We start from the raw sequence: 17,238 nt of genomic DNA, 5'->3' as shown, positions 1-17,238 counted from the left end.
GGCGCCGGGATCGCAAAGGACAGACCCCTCGGTCAAGGGGACCGGGTGCGTAATCAGCTGCCGCGCCTTGCGCGGCGCCGGTAAAGAGGAAAGGAAAATGTCTACTGCCTTAAACAGCCTTGGCGCGGTTCAAGCCGCGCGCAAGCTGCAACGGCGCGAGTTAACCGCGGTGCAACTGGTGCGTGCCTGTTTTGCGCGCATCGAGCAGCGCGAGAACACCATCCATGCCTGGACCGCGCTGCAAAAGCAGGCGGCGCTGGACGTTGCCCAGGTGCTGGACGATGGCCCGTTGCAAGGCCCGCTGCACGGTCTGCCGATCGGCGTCAAAGACCTGTTCGACACCGTCGACCTGCCCACCCGCTACGGGTCACCCATCTACGAACGCCATCGCCCCGGCCTGGACGCCGCGGCCGTGGCGCTTTGCCGTGGCGCGGGGGCCATCGTGGTGGGCAAGACCGTCACCACCGAATTCGCCACCTACCAGGCCGGCCCCACGCGTAACCCGCGCAACGAAGCCTACACGCCGGGCGGCTCGTCCAGCGGGTCCGCCGCCGCCGTCGCCGACGACATGGTGCCCTTCGCGCTGGGCTCGCAAACGGCGGGGTCGATCATCCGTCCTGCGTCCTACTGCGGCATCGTCGGCTTCAAGCCTACGTTCGGGGCCATTCCCCGCGCCGGCGTGAAAAGCCTGGCCGAGTCGCTGGACACTGTCGGCGGCTTTGCACGGTCGGTGCCTGATGTGGCGTTGTTTGCCTCGGTGATGATGCGCGATGCGCGCATGCAGAATCTGTCCTACGACGCCAAGCCGCGCGTGGGCATGTGCCGCACGCTGCAATGGCGGCACGCGCAGGCCGAGACGAAAGAAGCGTTCGCGCAGGCTGCGGCCACGCTGTCGCGCGCGGGGGCCGTCGTAAAGGAAGTGCCGCTGCCGTCCCAGGATTGCATGCTGGTGCAGTTGCACGCCGACATCATGGCGTACGAAGCGTCGCAGTCGCTGGCCTACGAGCGTCTGCAACATGCTGGCCAGCTCAGTCCGAAAATCCAGGCCGTGCTGGAAGCCGGCGCGCAGATCACGGCCGAGGAACATATCAGGAATCTGGCCCGCGCCGAAGAGTCGCGTGCCCGCGTGAACAGCTGGTTTGATGACTACGACGTGGTGCTGGCGCCCAGCGCCGCCGGTGAGGCGCCCTTCGCCGACCTGGGCACGGGCGACCCGCAGTTCTCGCGGCCCTGGACGCTGTTCGGCCTGCCCTGCCTGAACCTGCCTTTCGCGACCGGCCCGCAAGGCCTGCCCGTGGGGCTGCAACTGATCGGTCAGCGCTATGACGACTATCGCACCCTGGCGATCGGCGCGTGGATCCACGAGCAGCTGCTTGCGGCCAATGCGCCCGACATCGGCGCGTCCGACATGTGGCCGCGAGGGTGAACGTGATGCGCGGCTGGCGGCTGAAAGCCGAACGCCGACGCTGACTACCGAAGCCGGAAAGCAGAAAGCCCGCCGATAAGGCGGGCTTTTTTTTGCCGGTAGCGCCAAGAAGAGGTGTGTTCCTGGGTCAGGGCCAACCCATGTTTCGGGCTGGCCTTGGGCGTTCAGTTCAGGTGGCGAGCGCGGATCACGCGGTCTCGGCGGCTTCCTGTTCCGCGGACGCCACGGCGCCCGCGTTGATGTGGCGGTTCACGGCGCTCAGCACGGCCTGGAACGAGGCGGTCACGATGTCGCGGTCGATGCCGACGCCAAAGCCTGTGCTGGACTCACCGACGCGCAGCTCGACGTAAGAGGCGGCGCGCGTGTCGGTGCCGGTGCCGATGGCGTGCTCGTGGTAGTCCATGATGCGGACCGGCACGTCCAGCGCGGCCACGAAGGCCGAGATGGCGCCGTCACCCTTGCCCGTCACGATACGGCGTTCGCCGTTGTATTCGAGTTCGGCTTCGATGCTGAAATGCTGGCCTTCGCCGGCCGACGGGTTGCCGTCGATGCGGTGGCGGATCAGCTTCCACGGCGACTTCTGTTCGAGGTATTCGCGGTTGAAGATCGTGTGCACGTCGTCGGCGGTCACTTCGCTGCCCGTCTCGTCCGTCACGCGCTGGATGGCGCGGCTGAATTCGATTTGCAGGCGGCGCGGCAAGACCAGACCGTGTTCCTGCTCAAGCAGGTACGACACGCCGCCCTTGCCCGATTGGCTGTTCACGCGGATCACGGCGTCGTAGCTGCGGCCCAGGTCGGCCGGATCGATCGGCAAATACGGAACTTCCCAAACGGCGTCGGCCTGTTGCAGCGCGAAGCCCTTCTTGATGGCGTCCTGGTGCGAACCCGAGAATGCCGTGAAGACCAGGTCACCCGCATACGGATGACGCGGGTGCACCGGCAACTGGTTGCAGTATTCCGCGCAGCGGCGCACTTCGTCGATGTCGGAGAAGTCCAGGCCGGGATGCACGCCTTGCGTGTACAGGTTCAACGCAAGCGTGACGAGGTCGACGTTGCCGGTGCGCTCGCCGCTGCCGAAGAGGCAGCCTTCGATGCGGTCAGCGCCCGCCATCACGGCGAATTCGGCGGCGGCCACGGCAGTGCCGCGGTCATTGTGCGGATGCACGCTCAAGACGATGCTGTCGCGGCGCGCCAGGTTCTTGTGCATCCATTCGATCTGGTCGGCGTACAGGTTGGGGCTGGTCGCCTCGATCGTGGCGGGGAGGTTCAACACCATTTTGTGATCGGGCGTGGGCTGCCAGACGTCAGCCACGGCGTTGGAAACTTCCAATGCGAATTCGGGTTCGGTGGTGCTGAAGACTTCGGGCGAATACTCGTAGCTCCATTTCGTTTCGGGGCGCTGCGAGGTGTATTGCTTGATGAGGCGCGTGCCCGTGGTCGCGATGCCCTTGATCTCGTCCTTGGACATGTTGAACACGACCTTGCGGAAGGCCGGCGCGCAGGCGTTGTACATGTGGACGATGGCCTGCTTGGCGCCGGCAGCGGCTTCGACCGTGCGGCTGATCAGGTCTTCGCGCGACTGGGTCAGCACGATGATGGTGACGTCGTCGGGGATGCGCTTTTCATCGATCAGCTTGCGCACGAAATCGAAGTCGGTCTGCGAGGCCGACGGGAAACCCACTTCGATTTCCTTGAAGCCGATCTTCACCAACTGCTCGAAGAAGCGGAGCTTGCGCTCGACGCTCATCGGTTCGATCAAGGCCTGGTTGCCGTCGCGCAAGTCGGTGCTCATCCAGATCGGCGCCTTGGTGATGCGGCGGCTGGGCCAGGTGCGTTCGGAGAAGTCGCGGGTGAACGGCGCGAAGGGGACGTATTTGGTGGCGGGGTTGGCAAGCATCATAACTACACCTCGATCGGTTTCTTTTGAATCCCGTGAGCACTGGGGCTCGACTGCGCTTGCGACCGGATGACGGTCTTGCGCCAGGGGTTGCCGTGATTAACCGGCAGGATTCACAAATAAAAGGGGGAAATCGCGTGTGGCAAACGTGGCTGCCGAGCTACCACGGGGACACTAGGCCCGGCAACCGATCGGTAGGTATAGCGATAGCGCGGCAACGAAAGAGGAACGAGCGCGCAGGCCGGCGACCGGAGCGGCAAAGCGTCCGGTGGCAATCGCGGGGAGGGTGCGGTGAGCGGCCATAGGGTGCTAGTCAAACATATTTTTTCTACAAGCGCAAACAAAAACGGTGGAAAAAACGGGGGCGGAGCTTGGCTGCGCCCGCTTTGGAAATCGGGGCGGGCCGGTACAGGCCCGACCCAACACCGCGCGATTATTGCGTCTGCATGTGGCCCGTTTTCACGATTTTGCCCAGTCGTTCGCGTTCGCTGGCTGCGAATTCCACGAAGCTGGCACGCGAGCCGCCGCCCGGTTCGATGCTGCTTTGGCGCAGCGCGTCCTGCACTTCCTTGGTCTGCAAAGACTGCTCGACGGCTGCGTTCATTTTGTCCAGCACGTCGGCGGGGGTGCCTGCAGGCGCATACAGCCCCGCCCAGTGCCCGATGCGGATCGCCGGGAAGCCTTCCTCGGCGGTGGTCGGGATGTCAGGCGCGCTGGCCATGCGTTTGTCCCAGGTAGTGGCCAAGGCCTTGAGCTTGCCGCTCTGGATCAGCGGCAAGGTGACGATGCTGGCCTCGGAGGTGGCGTCGACCTGGTCGCCGATCACGGCGGTCACGCCCTCCGAGCCGCTCTTGTAGGCGATGGGTTCGACAGGCAGCCCCGTCGCTTCCTTGACCATCTCGGCAACGAAATGCGGCGTGCTGCCATTGCCGGCCGTCGAAAAGGTGATGCGATCGGTCTTGGCCTGTTTGGCGCGCTGGACGAAATCCTTCAGGTCCTTGGCCGGGTTGGACGGATTGGCCACGATGACTGACGGGGTGATGGTCAGCAGCGCCACGGGCGTCAGCTCTTCGTCTTTATAGGGCTGGTCCGAGCGGATCAGGCTGTTGGTCACGGTGCCGTTGCTGCCGACCAGATAGGTGTAGCCGTCCGCCGCGCTGCGAGCGACGTGCGCGGCGCCTACGACGCCGCCTGCGCCCGGACGGTTTTCCACGATGACCGACTGTTTCAGCGTCGTGCCCACTGCCTTGGCGATGATGCGGGCGACCAGGTCATTGGCGCCTCCCGCGCTGAACGGAGCGACAAACGTGATGGGTTTGTCGGGCCAGTCAGCCAAGGCGGGGGTGGCGGCGAAGGCGGCCGTGCAGGCCACGAGCAAACCGGCGGCATACCGGATGGGGGTGCGGAACATGGTTTTCACTCCAGGGGCCGGCCGCGCTCGGCAGGTCTCGGCTGCCGTTATGTCGTTTTGCCATGGTTGTATGCGCGGCCCGCGGTTGCGCGAGCCTGGACGGGCCAGTATAGAGGGCCGAGCTGGCGCAGGACTGAAACAGAAAGGCCGCCTGTCGGCGGCCTGATGAGGTGTAGAAGAGCGGGGGGTCGCTTCAGCGCGCGGGACCGATACGCGGTTCGACGTAACGATCGTTCCGGGTTTCTCCCCGGACTTCGCTGCGCGGGGCGCGGCGGCCATCGTCGCGCGGGTCGCGCCCCGGGAGCGTGGCGGTGCCTTCCAGAATGTGTGCCTGTTCGGCCACCATCGCGATCTTGCCGCTGCGATTGTGGCGAATTTCATACAGTGCGCGGCGCAAGTCGCCTACAGTGAAGGGCTCTTGGCGATCGCCCCAGGTCCAGCGCAGCACGCCCAGCGATTCTTCCGACAGGTTCGGCGCCAGATCGGCCAGCACGTCCGTGCTTACCGGCGTGGCGGCGCCTGCTGCAAGGCTGGCGGAAAACCAGGCGCGTACGGAAAAGAAGACGATCAACGTCCAGATGCCGGCAACCACCCACCAGATATAGGGATTGACCTTCTGCGCCATGTCCTGGGTCGGTTGGCCCAGCGTATGCAGGAAGTCGTAGTTCATGCGTTTGCCGAAATCCAGTATCCACGAGGCGATCAGATACCAAAGGACGACGGCGACGGCGATGACTATCGCGCGCACAACGATACGGGGTAGCGCCAGTTTGAGCAGGGTCTGGCCGATAAGTCGGCTGTCCTGGCGAACGCTTGCGGGCGAAGTCAGATTCATCATGCAAAATATTGTACCTATGACCCGTCCAATTTTAGAACTGCGACCTGGCCAGCACCTGACGCTGACCCCTCAATTGCAGCAATCGATACGATTGTTGCAGTTGTCCACGCTCGACCTTGAGGCCGAGATCTCGCAAGTGCTCGCGGACAACCCCTTGCTGGAGCGCGAAGACGACACTCCGGCCGCCGAGGCGCAGGCGGAATCCGAACGCGAATCCTCCGTCGAGGACGACGCGCCCGCGGTGGAACGCGATTCCCCCGTGGAAGAAATGCCGGGCTCGGGCGGCGTGTATTCGGATGACGATTCCGGGCTGCCCGAGGCGGCGCGTCCGGACACGCTGCGCGAGCACCTGCTGGGTCAGCTGATGCTGACGCGCGCCGCGCCGCGCGATGCAGCGCTGGCCGCGCTGCTCATCGACGAACTGGATGAAAACGGCTACCTGGGCTCGCCGCTGGAAGAAATCCTTTCCTGGCTGCCCGCCGAAATGGAGCCTGACCTGGACGAACTGCGCGCCGCGCTGTCGCTGCTGCAATCGTTCGACCCGCCCGGCATCGGCGCGCGCGACATGGCCGACTGCCTGGTGTTGCAATTGCGCCATCCCGACCTGACCCGTCTGCCCGAAGCCGCCGACCCTGCCGTGCTGGCCTGCGCGCGCGAAATCTGTGCAAGCCATCTGCCCATGCTCGCCACTGGCAACGCCGCCCGCCTGTGCGCCGCCGTGGGTTGCGACGAGGCAACCTTCCGCACCGCCCATTCGCTGATCCTGCGGCTGGAGCCTCGGCCGGGCCGCGCCTGGACCGTGCCGGCGGCCGATTACGCCGTGCCGGATGTCATCGTGCGCAAGACGCGGCGCGGTTGGCAGGTCACGCTGAATAGCGCCGCCGTGCCCCGCTTGCAGATCAACGGCCTGTATGCGCAGATGCTGGGCAACCAGAAGGAATCCGCGCACGCGGGCCTCCAGACCCAGTTGCAGCAAGCCAAATGGATGATCCGCAATGTCGAGCAGCGCTTTGACACGATCCTGCGAGTCGCCCAGGCCATCGTGGAACGCCAGACCGCGTTCTTCAGCCAAGGGCCATCGGCCATGCGTCCGCTGATCCTGAAAGACATCGCGGGCGAACTGGGCCTGCACGAATCCACGATTTCACGGGCCACAACGCAGAAGTACATGCTCACTCCGTTCGGCACGCTGGAACTCAAGCGCTTCTTCGGGGCAGGCGTGTCCACGGATGGCGGCGACGCGACGTCGGCCACGGCGGTGCAGACATTCATCCGCCAGATGGTGGCCGAAGAGAACCGCGCCAAGCCCTTGTCGGACAGCCAGATCATGCAGAAGCTGGCCGATCAGGGGATAGTCATCGCCCGTCGGACGGTGGCAAAGTACCGCGAAGCGCTGCGAATTGCCCCCGCAACGCTGCGCAAGGCGCAGGCCAGCGCGCGCTGAAATTGGGGACGAATCTTCGCGGATTCGTCCTTTGTTTCAAGGGCTTGCGTGACAATTACGCTACAAATTTTTTTGCGTCCAGGGCTTGTCATCCGCTGGATAATTTTCGATAATCATTCGCATGTACATTTGCGTATGTAATGCCATCACCGAACGCCAAGTCCGCGCCAGCGTGGACGGTGGCGCGACGACGCTGTCCGACCTGCAATTCGAGCTGGGCGTGGCCACGTGCTGCGGCTGCTGCGCGGCAACCGCCGCCGAATACCTGCCGGGCGGCCGCTGCTCCAGCGTATGCGACGTTCGCTCCATCGCCGTTCCGGTCAATGCTCCCGCCACCCTGGTTGAATCGGGCTCGGCTGCCAACAACAGCAGCTTCCCCATTCCGCTGGTCGCTGCTGGCTGAAGCGTTGCCATCCCTGCCGGCTCGCTGAATTCTCAGCGAGCCGTCTTGTTGTTTCCCGCTACTTTCTCTCGTAGCAACTCCCCAGCCTTCCCTGATCTGCCCTGCCTGTGCGTCCGCTTGGCCGGGTAGCAGCGCGGCCGTGCGAGTCAGATGCGCGCGACTTCCCAAAATGTTTGTCAACGAACCTGGGCGCGAGCAGAATGCTTGATCCCTGCGCCCTGCGTGGCGTGCCGCTCTCCTGGACCCTTGATGAAGGCCACGCCCGTCGCCCGTCCCCCGAACGCCCCTGCTGCCTCGGGGATCAGTTGGGTACCCATCGCGGCGTTCTGCTTTTTATGGAGTTCCGCCTTCGCGGCGGCAAAAATCGCGGTGCGGGACTGTCCGCCGCTGACTCTGCTGACCATCCGCTTTTTGATCGCCGGCGTCCTGATGCTCGGCATCGCCGCCTACAGCGGCCGTGGCCAGCCAATGCGGGCGCGCGACCTGGCCTCGCTGATCCTGCTGGGCGTGTTGAACAATGCGTTGTACCTGGGCCTGAGCTGGTCGGGCATGACCACCGTTTCGTCAGCCTTCACGGCCGTGCTGATCAGCACCAATCCCTTGTTGATCGGCGTCCTGGCCGGGCCTGTGCTGGGCGAGCGGCTGAACTGGCGCAAGTTGCTTGGCCTGTGCCTGGGGCTGGCGGGTGTAGCCGTGGTGCTCAGATCGCGGCTGTCAGGCATGCAGGAAGACATGCACGGCACGCTGCTGGTCACGGGCGGGCTGGTGGCGCTGGTGGCGGGCACGTTGCTCTACAAGCGCCTCAAGCCCACGGCGGGCCTGTGGACATCGACCGGCATCCAGTCCCTTGCCGCGGCAGCGGCGTTGCTGCCGTTCGCGCTGATGAACGAAAGCCTGGGCGACGCGCATCTGACCACCAGCCTGTTGGCCAGCATGGCCTACATGATCGTGGCGGTGTCGATGGGCGGCTACTACCTGTGGTTCATGATCTTGAGCCGGGCCAGCGCCACTTCGGCCAGCGCGCTGCATTTCCTGATGCCGCCGCTGGGCCTGTTATTTGGCTGGCTGGTGCTGCGCGAACCGGTGTCGTGGCTGGACCTGTTGGGCATCGTTCCCATCGCCATTGGCATCTGGTTGACGACGCGCAAAGCGGGCTGATCGCACTCTCTGTCAGAGTAAGTTCTGCGGGGTTGCGGATAAACAACCAAACGGTTTTGACGGGTGTAGGGACTATTTGTCGTCGCGCCTGACGGGCCGGTCGGCAATGGGCGTGAAAAATGGGGTGCGATTACCGCGTGTGGGTCCGCGCAACGCCGCATGGGGCTTGCGTTTCGCATGCAAGGCATCGCGCACGCATACTCATTCTCATTGGCTTGTCGCTTTCTTGTAGCGGTCCTAAAGCGGTTTACCAAATGCGGCGCAAGGCTAGGCGTGGCCCTGCGGCAGATGGTAGTCTGCCGGGGTTGCGTACGCGCGGCATCGTGCGCTCCTTTGTCGCGATGCACTCGCGTCGCGCCTGACTGCAAGGAGTCCATTATGAAAGGCGACAAAACCGTCATCCAGTTTCTGAACAAGCAACTGACCAACGAACTGACGGCCATCAACCAATATTTCCTGCATGCACGCATGCTGAATCATTGGGGCTTCGACAAGCTGGGCAAGCACGAGTACGAAGAATCCATCGGCGAAATGAAGCATGCGGATCGCCTGATCGCGCGCATCTTCATGCTTGATGGCCTGCCCAACCTGCAAGACCTGCACAAGCTGCTGATCGGTGAAGATGTGCCCGAGCTGCTTGCTTGTGACCTGAAGCTGGAACAAGCCGCCCACGCAACCGTCGTGGAAGCCATCGCTTACTGTGAGTCGGTGCGTGACTACGTCTCGCGCGATCTGTTCCAGGACATCCTGGACGACACCGAAGAGCACATCGATTACCTGGAAACCCAGATCGATCTGATCGACAAGGTCGGCATCCAGAATTACCTGCAAAGCCAGATGTCCGTGCCCGAGTAATCGGTCCGGCCGCCAGGCAAAAGAAAGGCGCCCCATGGGGCGCCTTTTCTATGTGCGGCAATCGCGGCGTTACTGCGGGCGGGCCGGGCATTCGGCCATCGTGCCCCAGGCGCGGTTGGGCGCACAGTACTTGTTGCGCGCGTTCCACGAGCAGGAGGGACGTTCGAAGAAGCCCTGCGTTGCGCACTGCGCCAACTCGCGCTTGAGCGCGTCCTGCCAGCCCGGCGCGCCCGGTGCGGGCGAGGTGTTGGGCGGAGGGGGCGGCGCCTGCACCATTTGCGGGGTGCCGTAGCCATTGGCTTGCATCTGGCCGCCGTTGATGGCGGTCGAGGTGCCGGGCACTTGCAGGTCCATGGTGGTGACATCCGACGAGCCCGAGGGCAGCGGCACTTCCGAGGCGGCCGCGATTTCACGGGCTTGCTCGGGGGTGATGCGTTCGCGCGAGAGCTTGACGGCCGGGTCGCTGACGGTATCGAACAGCGACACCGTGTTGACTTGCCATTCGCGGTCGGCGGGTTTGTCGGGTACGCCCAGCGTGCCATCGATGCGAGGCTGCGGGGGCTGCGCCACGTAAGGGCGTCCGTTGGCGTCCAGAACGGGCTGCTGCGAAGCTGCCGCGTCCTGACCAGGAGCGGGTGCCGCGGGCGGCGCATGCGCTACCAGCCAGTCACCCAATTGAATACCGCCCCAGGCCGACGCGCCAAGCGCGATCAGGAGCGTTGCGAATAATAAACGCCAAGACATTGCTACCCTCATCTGCCGTGCGGAACCCGAACGGGTCTACGCCTTGTCCCCGAAAACCTTGCCGCCGTGTTCGCGCATGGCATGGAATTTCACCTCGGGATACAGGTCCTCGGCTACGCGCAACTGCGCAGGGGAACTGATCAAAAACGCCGCCGCATCGACGACATCATAGGCGATATGAGCCGCATTGGCATCCATGAACTTGCGCAGCGCCTTCGGGTTTTCAGACGTAATCCAACGTGCCATTGTGTAGCGCGAAGGCAGCATTCTGGCGTCCGCGCCGTACTCGGTTTTAAGGCGATGCGCGACCACTTCGAACTGCAGTTGGCCGATGGCGCCCAGCAGCAAAGAGCCGCCAGCGGCTTCGGGACGAAACACCTGGATGGCGCCCTCTTCGCCCAGTTGCGTCAGGCCGGTGCGCAGCTGTTTGGTGCGCAGCGGATCCTTCACTTCAACCGCCTGGAACAGCTCCGGCGCGAAGAACGGCAGGCCGGTGAATTGCAGGGTCTCGCCTTCGGTCAGCACGTCGCCCAGCTGTAGCACGCCGTGGTTCGGAATACCGATCACGTCGCCGGCATACGCCTCGTCCAGCAGCTCGCGCCGTTGCGACAGGAAAGACACCACGTTGTTCGGGCGCATTTCTTTATTGGTGCGGGCAACCTTCAAGCGCATGCCGCGCTCGAAGCGACCCGAGCTGACGCGCACGAACGCCACGCGGTCGCGGTGGGCGGGGTCCATGTTGGCTTGCACCTTGAACACCACGCCGGTGAACTTGGGTTCTTCCGGCAGCACTTCGCGTTGCAACGCCATGCGGGGACCGGGGGGCGGCGCGTGGTCGACCAGCGCGTCCAGCACTTCCTGCACACCGAAGTTGTTGATGGCCGAACCGAAGAACACCGGGGTCTGCTTGCCGGCCAGGAATTGCTCGCGGTCGAACGCGGGCGCCGCTTCGTTGATGAGCTCGATTTCGCCGCTGGCCTGATCGAACGCCGAGCCGTAACGGCGGGCGATTTCAGGATTGGTCAGCCCTTCGATGACGTCGTCGTTGTCCGAACGGCGTTCCTGCCCCGGGCGGAACACGCGCATGCGGTCGCGGCGGATATCGAACACGCCACCAAACGACTTGCCCATGCCGACCGGCCACGAGAACGGCACGGCGTCCATGCCCAGGTGGCCTTCGATTTCGGACAGCAGTTCCAGCGGCTCGCGCACTTCGCGGTCCATCTTGTTGATGAACGTGATGATGGGCGTGTTGCGCGCGCGGCAGACTTGCAGCAGGCGGATCGTCTGCGGTTCAACGCCGTTGGCCGCGTCGATCACCATCAGCGCAGCGTCAACCGCCGTCAGCACCCGGTAGGTGTCTTCGGAGAAGTCCTGGTGGCCCGGGGTGTCGAGCAGGTTGATGACGCAGTCGCGGTATTCCATCTGCATGACCGACGAGGCCACGGAAATGCCGCGCTGCTTTTCGATTTCCATCCAGTCGGACGACGCATGGCGCGAGGCCTTGCGCGCCTTGACGCTACCGGCGATCTGGATCGCGCCTGCGAACAGCAACAGCTTTTCGGTCAGCGTGGTCTTACCTGCGTCAGGGTGGGAAATGATCGCGAACGTTCGGCGCCGCGCTACTTCTTGAGGGATATTCATGGTCGGGGGGATTGTACTTAACGCCGCTTTGGGGGCCGGCGCGGTACGGCATCGTGCATGAAAAAGCCTTGGAGCACCCGCTGTCGCCAGCGCGCGCCGCAAGGCCCGAAAATTCAGGAATGGCGGCGGAACGACGCCAGGAATACGCCCGCCAAAATGAACAGCGACCCGAAGGTACGGTTCATCCAGCGGATGTGCTTGGTGTCGCGCAGCAGGCGCAGCACACGCGCCGCCAGCAGCGTGTAGACGCCCATGGCGACCAGGTCAGTGAAAGCCAGCGTACCGGCAAGCGCCATGTACTGCGGCGTCAAGGCCAGCGCGGGGTCGACGAATTGCGGCACGACCGCCAACAAGAACACGGTGCCCTTCGGGTTCATCGTGTTGATGAGGAAGCCGCGCATGACCAGATCGCGGATCGACGCCTGCTTGGGGTCGCCGGCATCCACCGCGACGGGCGCGGCGTCGGTACGGAACTGACGCACGCCCAGGTAGATCAGATAGGCCACGCCCAGATACTTGACCACATTGAAGGCCATCTCCGAGGTGGCCAGCACCGCGCCCAAGCCCACGGCGACGACGACGAACTGGAACAGGATGCCCATGATGAGGCCGGCCGTGTTCCAGTAGCCGCGTGCAAAGCCGTACTTCAATCCAGAGGACATCGCCGAGATCGCGCCCGCCCCGGGTGAGAACGAAATGGCCCAGGAGGCCAGGAAGAACGTCAACCAGGTGGATAAGGGCATGATGGCGCGGGTCCTTGGATCGCAGTATTCAGGGTGCCGGTGATATTACTCGCTGGTCCTTACTTGCCCAGCAGCGCCGCGCGCGGACGGCCTGATCCGCCGTTGCCCGTCGGACGCGGAGCGCCTTCCGGACGGCGCGGGGCCTGCTGCGGGCGACCGTCGCCACGGCCGGCGTGCGCCGAGCGGTCGGCGGGCTTGGCGTCGCGTTGACCGCCGTTGCCACGGCCTTCGCCAGCGGCGCGAGCCGGTGCGGGCGCGCGGCCGCCAGTGGCTGCGCGGGCCTGGCCTTGGGCCGGACGCGAACGGCCGGCGCCAGCGTTGCCGCCACGGCCGGCGTTACCGCCATTGCCGCCACGACCGCCACCGCCGTTGCGATTGCCGCCGCGCGGGCTGCGCGCGTCTTCATCGCGTTCCTGGCGTTCAAAGGCGGCGGCGCTGGTGGGCGACGGCGTCCAGCCTTCGACCGGCTTGCGTTCGATCGTCTTCTTGATGAGGCGCTCGATGTCCTTCAACAGCTTGATTTCGCTGTTGTCGACCAGCGAGACCGCCGCGCCGGTGGCACCCGCGCGGCCCGTGCGGCCGATCCGGTGCACGTAGTCTTCCGGCACGTTCGGCAGCTCGAAGTTCACCACTTGCGGCAGCTGGTCGATGTCCAGGCCACGGGCGGCGATATCGGTCGCCACCAGCACGGTCACCGTGCTGTCCTTGAATCCTGCCAGCGCACGGGTGCGGGCCGATTGGCTCTTGTTGCCGTGGATCGCGGCGGCGGTCAGGCCGTCCTTGACCAGCTTTTCAGCCAGGCGGTTCGCGCCGTGCTTGGTACGCGTGAACACCAGCACCTGATGCCAGCCGCTTTCGCGGATGATGTGGCTGATGAGGTCGCGCTTGTGATGCTGTTCCACCATGTGCACCGTCTGGGTGACCAGTTCGGTGGCGGTGTTGCGCGGGGTGACCGAGACTTCGCCCGGGTTGTTCAACACGCCGCGCGCCAGGGTACGGATCTCGTCCGAGAACGTGGCCGAGAACAGCAGGTTCTGGCGTTGCTTGGGCAATAGCGCGAGAATCTTACGGATGTCGCGGATGAAGCCCATGTCCAGCATGCGGTCGGCTTCGTCCAGCACCAGGATTTCAACGCCGGACAAGTCCACCGTCTTCTGGCCGCAGTGGTCCAGCAGGCGGCCCGGGGTCGCCACCAGGATGTCCAGCGGCTTGCGCAGCGCGGAAATCTGGGGATTGATGTTGACGCCGCCGAACATCACCATGGACGTCAGCGAGGTGTACTTGCCGTAGGTCTGCACCGATTCCGCCACCTGCGCGGTCAGTTCACGCGTCGGGGTCAGGATCAGGCAACGGGGGCGGCCGGGCTTGCGGGCTTCCGGCTTTTGCTGCATCAGCAGATGCAGGATCGGCAGCGTGAAGCCGGCGGTCTTGCCGGTACCCGTCTGCGCGGCGGCGAGCAGGTCGCCGCCTTTCAAGACTTGAGGAATCGCCTGGGCTTGAATAGGCGTGGGCGCGGTGTAGCCGGTATCGGCAATAGCGCGCAACAGGGAATCAGCCAGCCCGAGGTCGGCGAAAGGGGAAGAGGTAGTCAAAACAACTCCAGCGGCAGCCCGTCGCTCAAGTTGAGAGACTCCAATCCAGGCGGACGAATAAGGAGAAAAGGGAAGCGCCCTGATGGGCGAAGCTTGGCAGCGAAGGGCCTAGCGGACGTGTGCAGATTGGCAAAGCACACTCGGCGATTGTAGCTGATGTGGCGGTGCAGCAGCGGATTCGATTCGGTCGCGCTGTATCGCCAAGTAACATATTGCAGCGCTTCAGCACCAAATACGTGTTTTCCCTAGGGCGCTCTCCCTATAATCGCTCCGCATCTATCCATTTGAAGAATAAAGGGTCGCTATGAAGAAATCGGCAATTGTGGGCATCGTGGTCGTTCTGGGCGCGGCATGGACCGGTACCGCCTGGTACACGGGCCAAAAGGCCGAGGCTTTCGTCAATCAGTCCATTGGCGATGCCAATGTCGAACTGAAGAAATTTAGCGACCAGTGGGGCATCGCCTCCAACGTCGAGCTGGTGTCCTTCGAACGCGGTGTGTTTTCGTCCACCGCGCGCTACCGCGTGAAGTTCTCGACGCCGGCCGAACAAGGCAAGCCGGCGCAAGACCGCGACGTGCTGTTCGTCGAACACCTGTCGCACGGCCCGCTGCCGCTGTCGAACCTGAAGTCGGGCTCGTTCGCGCCGGCCATGGTCGCCAGCGACTTCGTGCTGGAAGAGACCCCCACCGTCAAGGAATGGTTCGCCGCCACCAAGGGCGTGACGCCGCTGTCCGGTCACTACAGCGTCAGCTACGCCAAGAACATCACCGGCAAGTTCAACCTGGCCCCCGCGGAAGTCACCAAGGGCGACACCAGCCTGACCTTTTCGGGCATGACCGGCAACGTCGACTACACGACCTCGAACAAGCATGGCGTCATCGACCTGAAGACCGACAAGCTGGTGCTGGCCGGCCAGACCGAAAACAGCGACATCGTCAGCATGGCCCTGCAAGGCATTTCGCTGACCAGCGACATGACCCCGGCATCCAACGGCATGTACGTGGGCAGCCAGAAGCTCACGTTCAAGGACTGGACGATCACGTCCAAGGAAAAGCCGCCGGTTCAGTTCAAGGACACCTCGATCGCCGTCGACATGACCGAGAACGGTCCGGCCATGGGCGCCAAGATGGCGCTGGACTTCGGCATGATCAACGTGCAAGCCAAGGACGTTGCCGGCATGAAGCTGGCCCTGGACGTGCAGAAGCTGGACTCCAAGGCGTTCAAGGCGCTGAACGACGTCTATGAAGCCGCTTCGCGCCGCATGATGCAAAGCAATGGTCAAGAGCAACTGCCCCAGTTCACCGAACAGGAACAGCAGGTCATCAAGGCCAATGTCGAGCAGATCCTGGCTGGCAACCCCACGCTGGCCGTGTCGCCGCTGGAAGTGCGCACCGCCAACGGCACGTCCACGTTCAACCTGAACCTGGACTTCGCCAAGCCGGCATCGATGGATGGCGAGTTCGCGGACACGCTGACCCAGGCCGTCAAGAAGCTGGACGCCAAGCTGGTGCTGTCCAAGGGCAACCTGAGCGACCTGATGGCCGTTGAACCGCAGATGCGCGGCGTGTCGGCCGAACAAGCCGTGCAGACCGCCAAGGGCCAGGCCGAAATGGTCGGCACCATGGCTGCCGCGATGGGCGTTGCCAAGGTCGAGAACAACAACATCGTCACCTACCTGAACTACGCTGACGGCCAGGTCGATTTCAACGGCAAGAAGATGCCGGTGGAACAGTTCTTGATGATGGTCATGAGCGGCGCAATGGGTGGCGCGCGCTAAGGCGCGAACACCCGCCTCGCGCAATGAAAAAGCCGCCGCGCCGAAAAGGCGCGGCGGCTTTTTTTATGGTGTGCGCCCGCGTGCCAGTCAGAACGGCAACGCGCCCGCCGCCAGGTCGCCATTGCGCAGCACGGCTACGTGGAAGCGCTTGTCGGCCGCTTTCAGGATGTCTTCGGTCGGATCTCCCTGCACCAGCAACAGATCGGCCACCTTGCCCTCGGCGATCACGCCGTGGTCGGCCAGGCCCATCAGGTCGTGACCGCGCGACGTGCCGGCGATCAGCGCGTCCACGGGCGTCATGCCGAATTCCACCATGAACGCCAGCTCCATCGCATTATCGCCGTGCAGGTTGAACGGCGTGCCCGCGTCCGTGCCCATCGCGATGCGGCCGCCGGCCTTGTAGTACATCTGGAACGATTCACGATGACGTTGTTCGACGGCGCGCGCCTTTTCCACCGCGTATGCCGGGATGCCGTTGTCGGCATTGGCGATGATGTTGCGCACGGCGGCGATAGTCGGCACCAGATAGGTTTCGGCCTCCAGCATTTCGCGCAGGCAGTCCTCGTCCATGAAGATGCCGTGCTCGATGGAGTCGATGCCCGCGCGCACGGCGTTCAGAATGCCTTGCGTGCCCTGCGCGTGGCTGGCGGTGCTTTTGCGAAAGCGCTTGGCCTCGTGCACGCCGGCCTTCAGCTCATCGAAGCTATAGTGCGCGTCCATCGGGCTTACGCCCGGCGTCATGACTCCGCCCGTCGCCATGATCTTCACCAGATCGCAGCCCGCGTGCACCTGTTCGCGCACGGCCTTGATGACGTCGTCGCAGCCGTCGGCCACGCGGCCGATGCGGTTGCCGTGTCCGCCCGTCATGCAGATGATGCGGCCGGATGCCTTGATGGTAGGGCCTGGAAAAATGCCGCGGGCGATCGCATCGCGCACTCCGAATTCCAGGTAGTCCTTGCCGCCGCAGTCCCGCAAGGCGGTCACGCCGCCGCGCAGGCTCGCCTGCGCGTTCTCCAGCGCGGTCAGCGTGATCTGCGCGGGCCCCTGCTTGCTCAGGTGCGCGTTGGGATCGGCGCCGCCCGTGTACACCAGGTGCACGTGGCAATCCGCCAGGCTGGGCATCAGCGTCATGCCGGTGGTGTCCACCCGGATGCCGGCATAGCCTTCGAACTCGGCGGCTGGCGCTACGCGCGCGACCCCCTTGCCGTCGACCAGCACGCCGTGATCGCGCAGCATCTTGCCCAGGCCATCGAATACCAGGCCGCCAATAAACAGGGTCTGCCGTGTCGCCGTCATCTCTTGCTCC

14 protein-coding genes are annotated in these 17,238 nt (G+C 64.2%); 6 read left to right on the top strand and 8 right to left on the bottom strand.

Annotation, left to right across the window (positions count from 1 at the left end; genetic code table 11):
* Positions 1 to 97: 97 nt before the first annotated feature.
* Positions 98 to 1,426 (top strand): amidase, encoded by a 1,329-nt coding sequence (locus API01S_RS22260; RefSeq protein ID WP_050728280.1) that lies wholly within the window; start codon positions 98 to 100, stop codon positions 1,424 to 1,426.
* 187 nt (positions 1,427 to 1,613) lie between these two features.
* Here API01S_RS22260 and leuA read toward each other — a convergent pair whose 3' ends face one another.
* From leuA to API01S_RS22245, 3 genes are all read right to left on the bottom strand, one after another.
* The gene (gene leuA / locus API01S_RS22255; protein WP_006216776.1) at positions 1,614 to 3,326 is read right to left on the bottom strand and encodes a 2-isopropylmalate synthase; all 1,713 of its coding nucleotides are present in this window, start codon (positions 3,324 to 3,326) and stop codon (positions 1,614 to 1,616) included.
* Between the two features lie 430 nt (positions 3,327 to 3,756).
* Complete coding sequence (locus tag API01S_RS22250) at positions 3,757 to 4,734, bottom strand: tripartite tricarboxylate transporter substrate binding protein (RefSeq protein ID WP_061306168.1); 978 nt, start codon at positions 4,732 to 4,734, stop codon at positions 3,757 to 3,759.
* 193 nt (positions 4,735 to 4,927) lie between these two features.
* Positions 4,928 to 5,572 carry a hypothetical protein gene (locus API01S_RS22245; protein ID WP_006216779.1) on the bottom strand — a complete coding sequence of 215 codons (645 nt, stop codon included), beginning with the start codon at positions 5,570 to 5,572 and terminating at the stop codon, positions 4,928 to 4,930.
* A 16-nt stretch (positions 5,573 to 5,588) separates the two neighbouring features.
* Between API01S_RS22245 and rpoN the strand changes: the two genes are divergently transcribed.
* From rpoN to bfr, 4 genes are all read left to right on the top strand, one after another.
* On the top strand, positions 5,589 to 7,016 hold the full coding sequence (gene rpoN / locus API01S_RS22240) for an RNA polymerase factor sigma-54 (protein ID WP_006216780.1): 1,428 nt from the start codon (positions 5,589 to 5,591) through the stop codon (positions 7,014 to 7,016).
* A gap of 121 nt (positions 7,017 to 7,137) precedes the next feature.
* Positions 7,138 to 7,419 (top strand): (2Fe-2S)-binding protein, encoded by a 282-nt coding sequence (locus API01S_RS22235; protein WP_006216781.1) that lies wholly within the window; start codon positions 7,138 to 7,140, stop codon positions 7,417 to 7,419.
* 249 nt (positions 7,420 to 7,668) lie between these two features.
* Positions 7,669 to 8,577 carry a DMT family transporter gene (locus API01S_RS22230; RefSeq protein ID WP_061306167.1) on the top strand — a complete coding sequence of 303 codons (909 nt, stop codon included), beginning with the start codon at positions 7,669 to 7,671 and terminating at the stop codon, positions 8,575 to 8,577.
* 378 nt (positions 8,578 to 8,955) lie between these two features.
* Entirely contained in the window at positions 8,956 to 9,432 is a 477-nt protein-coding gene (bfr, locus tag API01S_RS22225; protein WP_006216785.1) for a bacterioferritin, read from the top strand.
* Positions 9,433 to 9,501: 69 nt separating this feature from the next.
* Here bfr and API01S_RS22220 read toward each other — a convergent pair whose 3' ends face one another.
* The 4 genes from API01S_RS22220 to API01S_RS22205 form a co-directional block, all read right to left on the bottom strand.
* The gene (locus API01S_RS22220) at positions 9,502 to 10,188 is read right to left on the bottom strand and encodes a hypothetical protein (protein ID WP_085947629.1); all 687 of its coding nucleotides are present in this window, start codon (positions 10,186 to 10,188) and stop codon (positions 9,502 to 9,504) included.
* Positions 10,189 to 10,212: 24 nt separating this feature from the next.
* Positions 10,213 to 11,820, bottom strand: coding sequence for a peptide chain release factor 3 (locus tag API01S_RS22215; RefSeq protein WP_006216787.1), 1,608 nt, complete (start codon positions 11,818 to 11,820; stop codon positions 10,213 to 10,215).
* A gap of 113 nt (positions 11,821 to 11,933) precedes the next feature.
* Positions 11,934 to 12,563, bottom strand: coding sequence for a LysE family translocator (locus API01S_RS22210; protein ID WP_061306166.1), 630 nt, complete (start codon positions 12,561 to 12,563; stop codon positions 11,934 to 11,936).
* Positions 12,564 to 12,622: 59 nt separating this feature from the next.
* Positions 12,623 to 14,155, bottom strand: coding sequence for a DEAD/DEAH box helicase (locus API01S_RS22205; protein ID WP_050728275.1), 1,533 nt, complete (start codon positions 14,153 to 14,155; stop codon positions 12,623 to 12,625).
* Positions 14,156 to 14,459: 304 nt separating this feature from the next.
* Between API01S_RS22205 and API01S_RS22200 the strand changes: the two genes are divergently transcribed.
* Complete coding sequence (locus tag API01S_RS22200) at positions 14,460 to 15,932, top strand: YdgA family protein (RefSeq protein ID WP_061306165.1); 1,473 nt, start codon at positions 14,460 to 14,462, stop codon at positions 15,930 to 15,932.
* Between the two features lie 87 nt (positions 15,933 to 16,019).
* Here the strand turns inward: API01S_RS22200 and API01S_RS22195 are convergent, their stop codons facing one another.
* Positions 16,020 to 17,228: a metal-dependent hydrolase family protein gene (locus API01S_RS22195; RefSeq protein WP_061306164.1), complete on the bottom strand. Its 1,209-nt coding sequence runs from the start codon at positions 17,226 to 17,228 to the stop codon at positions 16,020 to 16,022.
* Positions 17,229 to 17,238 lie beyond the last annotated feature (10 nt).

It is taken from the genome of Achromobacter piechaudii NBRC 102461 (assembly GCF_001571245.1).
Lineage (GTDB): Bacteria > Pseudomonadota > Gammaproteobacteria > Burkholderiales > Burkholderiaceae_B > Achromobacter > Achromobacter piechaudii.
This window is presented reverse-complemented; position numbering and strand designations above follow the sequence as displayed.

Coding starts and splice junctions, on each gene's coding strand:
- API01S_RS22260 (WP_050728280.1), top strand. CDS start 98: ATGTCTACTGCCTTAAACAGCCTTGGCGCGGTTCAAGCCGCGCGCAAG.
- leuA (WP_006216776.1), bottom strand. CDS start 3,326: ATGATGCTTGCCAACCCCGCCACCAAATACGTCCCCTTCGCGCCGTTC.
- API01S_RS22250 (WP_061306168.1), bottom strand. CDS start 4,734: ATGTTCCGCACCCCCATCCGGTATGCCGCCGGTTTGCTCGTGGCCTGC.
- API01S_RS22245 (WP_006216779.1), bottom strand. CDS start 5,572: ATGATGAATCTGACTTCGCCCGCAAGCGTTCGCCAGGACAGCCGACTT.
- rpoN (WP_006216780.1), top strand. CDS start 5,589: ATGACCCGTCCAATTTTAGAACTGCGACCTGGCCAGCACCTGACGCTG.
- API01S_RS22235 (WP_006216781.1), top strand. CDS start 7,138: ATGTACATTTGCGTATGTAATGCCATCACCGAACGCCAAGTCCGCGCC.
- API01S_RS22230 (WP_061306167.1), top strand. CDS start 7,669: ATGAAGGCCACGCCCGTCGCCCGTCCCCCGAACGCCCCTGCTGCCTCG.
- bfr (WP_006216785.1), top strand. CDS start 8,956: ATGAAAGGCGACAAAACCGTCATCCAGTTTCTGAACAAGCAACTGACC.
- API01S_RS22220 (WP_085947629.1), bottom strand. CDS start 10,188: ATGAGGGTAGCAATGTCTTGGCGTTTATTATTCGCAACGCTCCTGATC.
- API01S_RS22215 (WP_006216787.1), bottom strand. CDS start 11,820: ATGAATATCCCTCAAGAAGTAGCGCGGCGCCGAACGTTCGCGATCATT.
- API01S_RS22210 (WP_061306166.1), bottom strand. CDS start 12,563: ATGCCCTTATCCACCTGGTTGACGTTCTTCCTGGCCTCCTGGGCCATT.
- API01S_RS22200 (WP_061306165.1), top strand. CDS start 14,460: ATGAAGAAATCGGCAATTGTGGGCATCGTGGTCGTTCTGGGCGCGGCA.
- API01S_RS22195 (WP_061306164.1), bottom strand. CDS start 17,228: ATGACGGCGACACGGCAGACCCTGTTTATTGGCGGCCTGGTATTCGAT.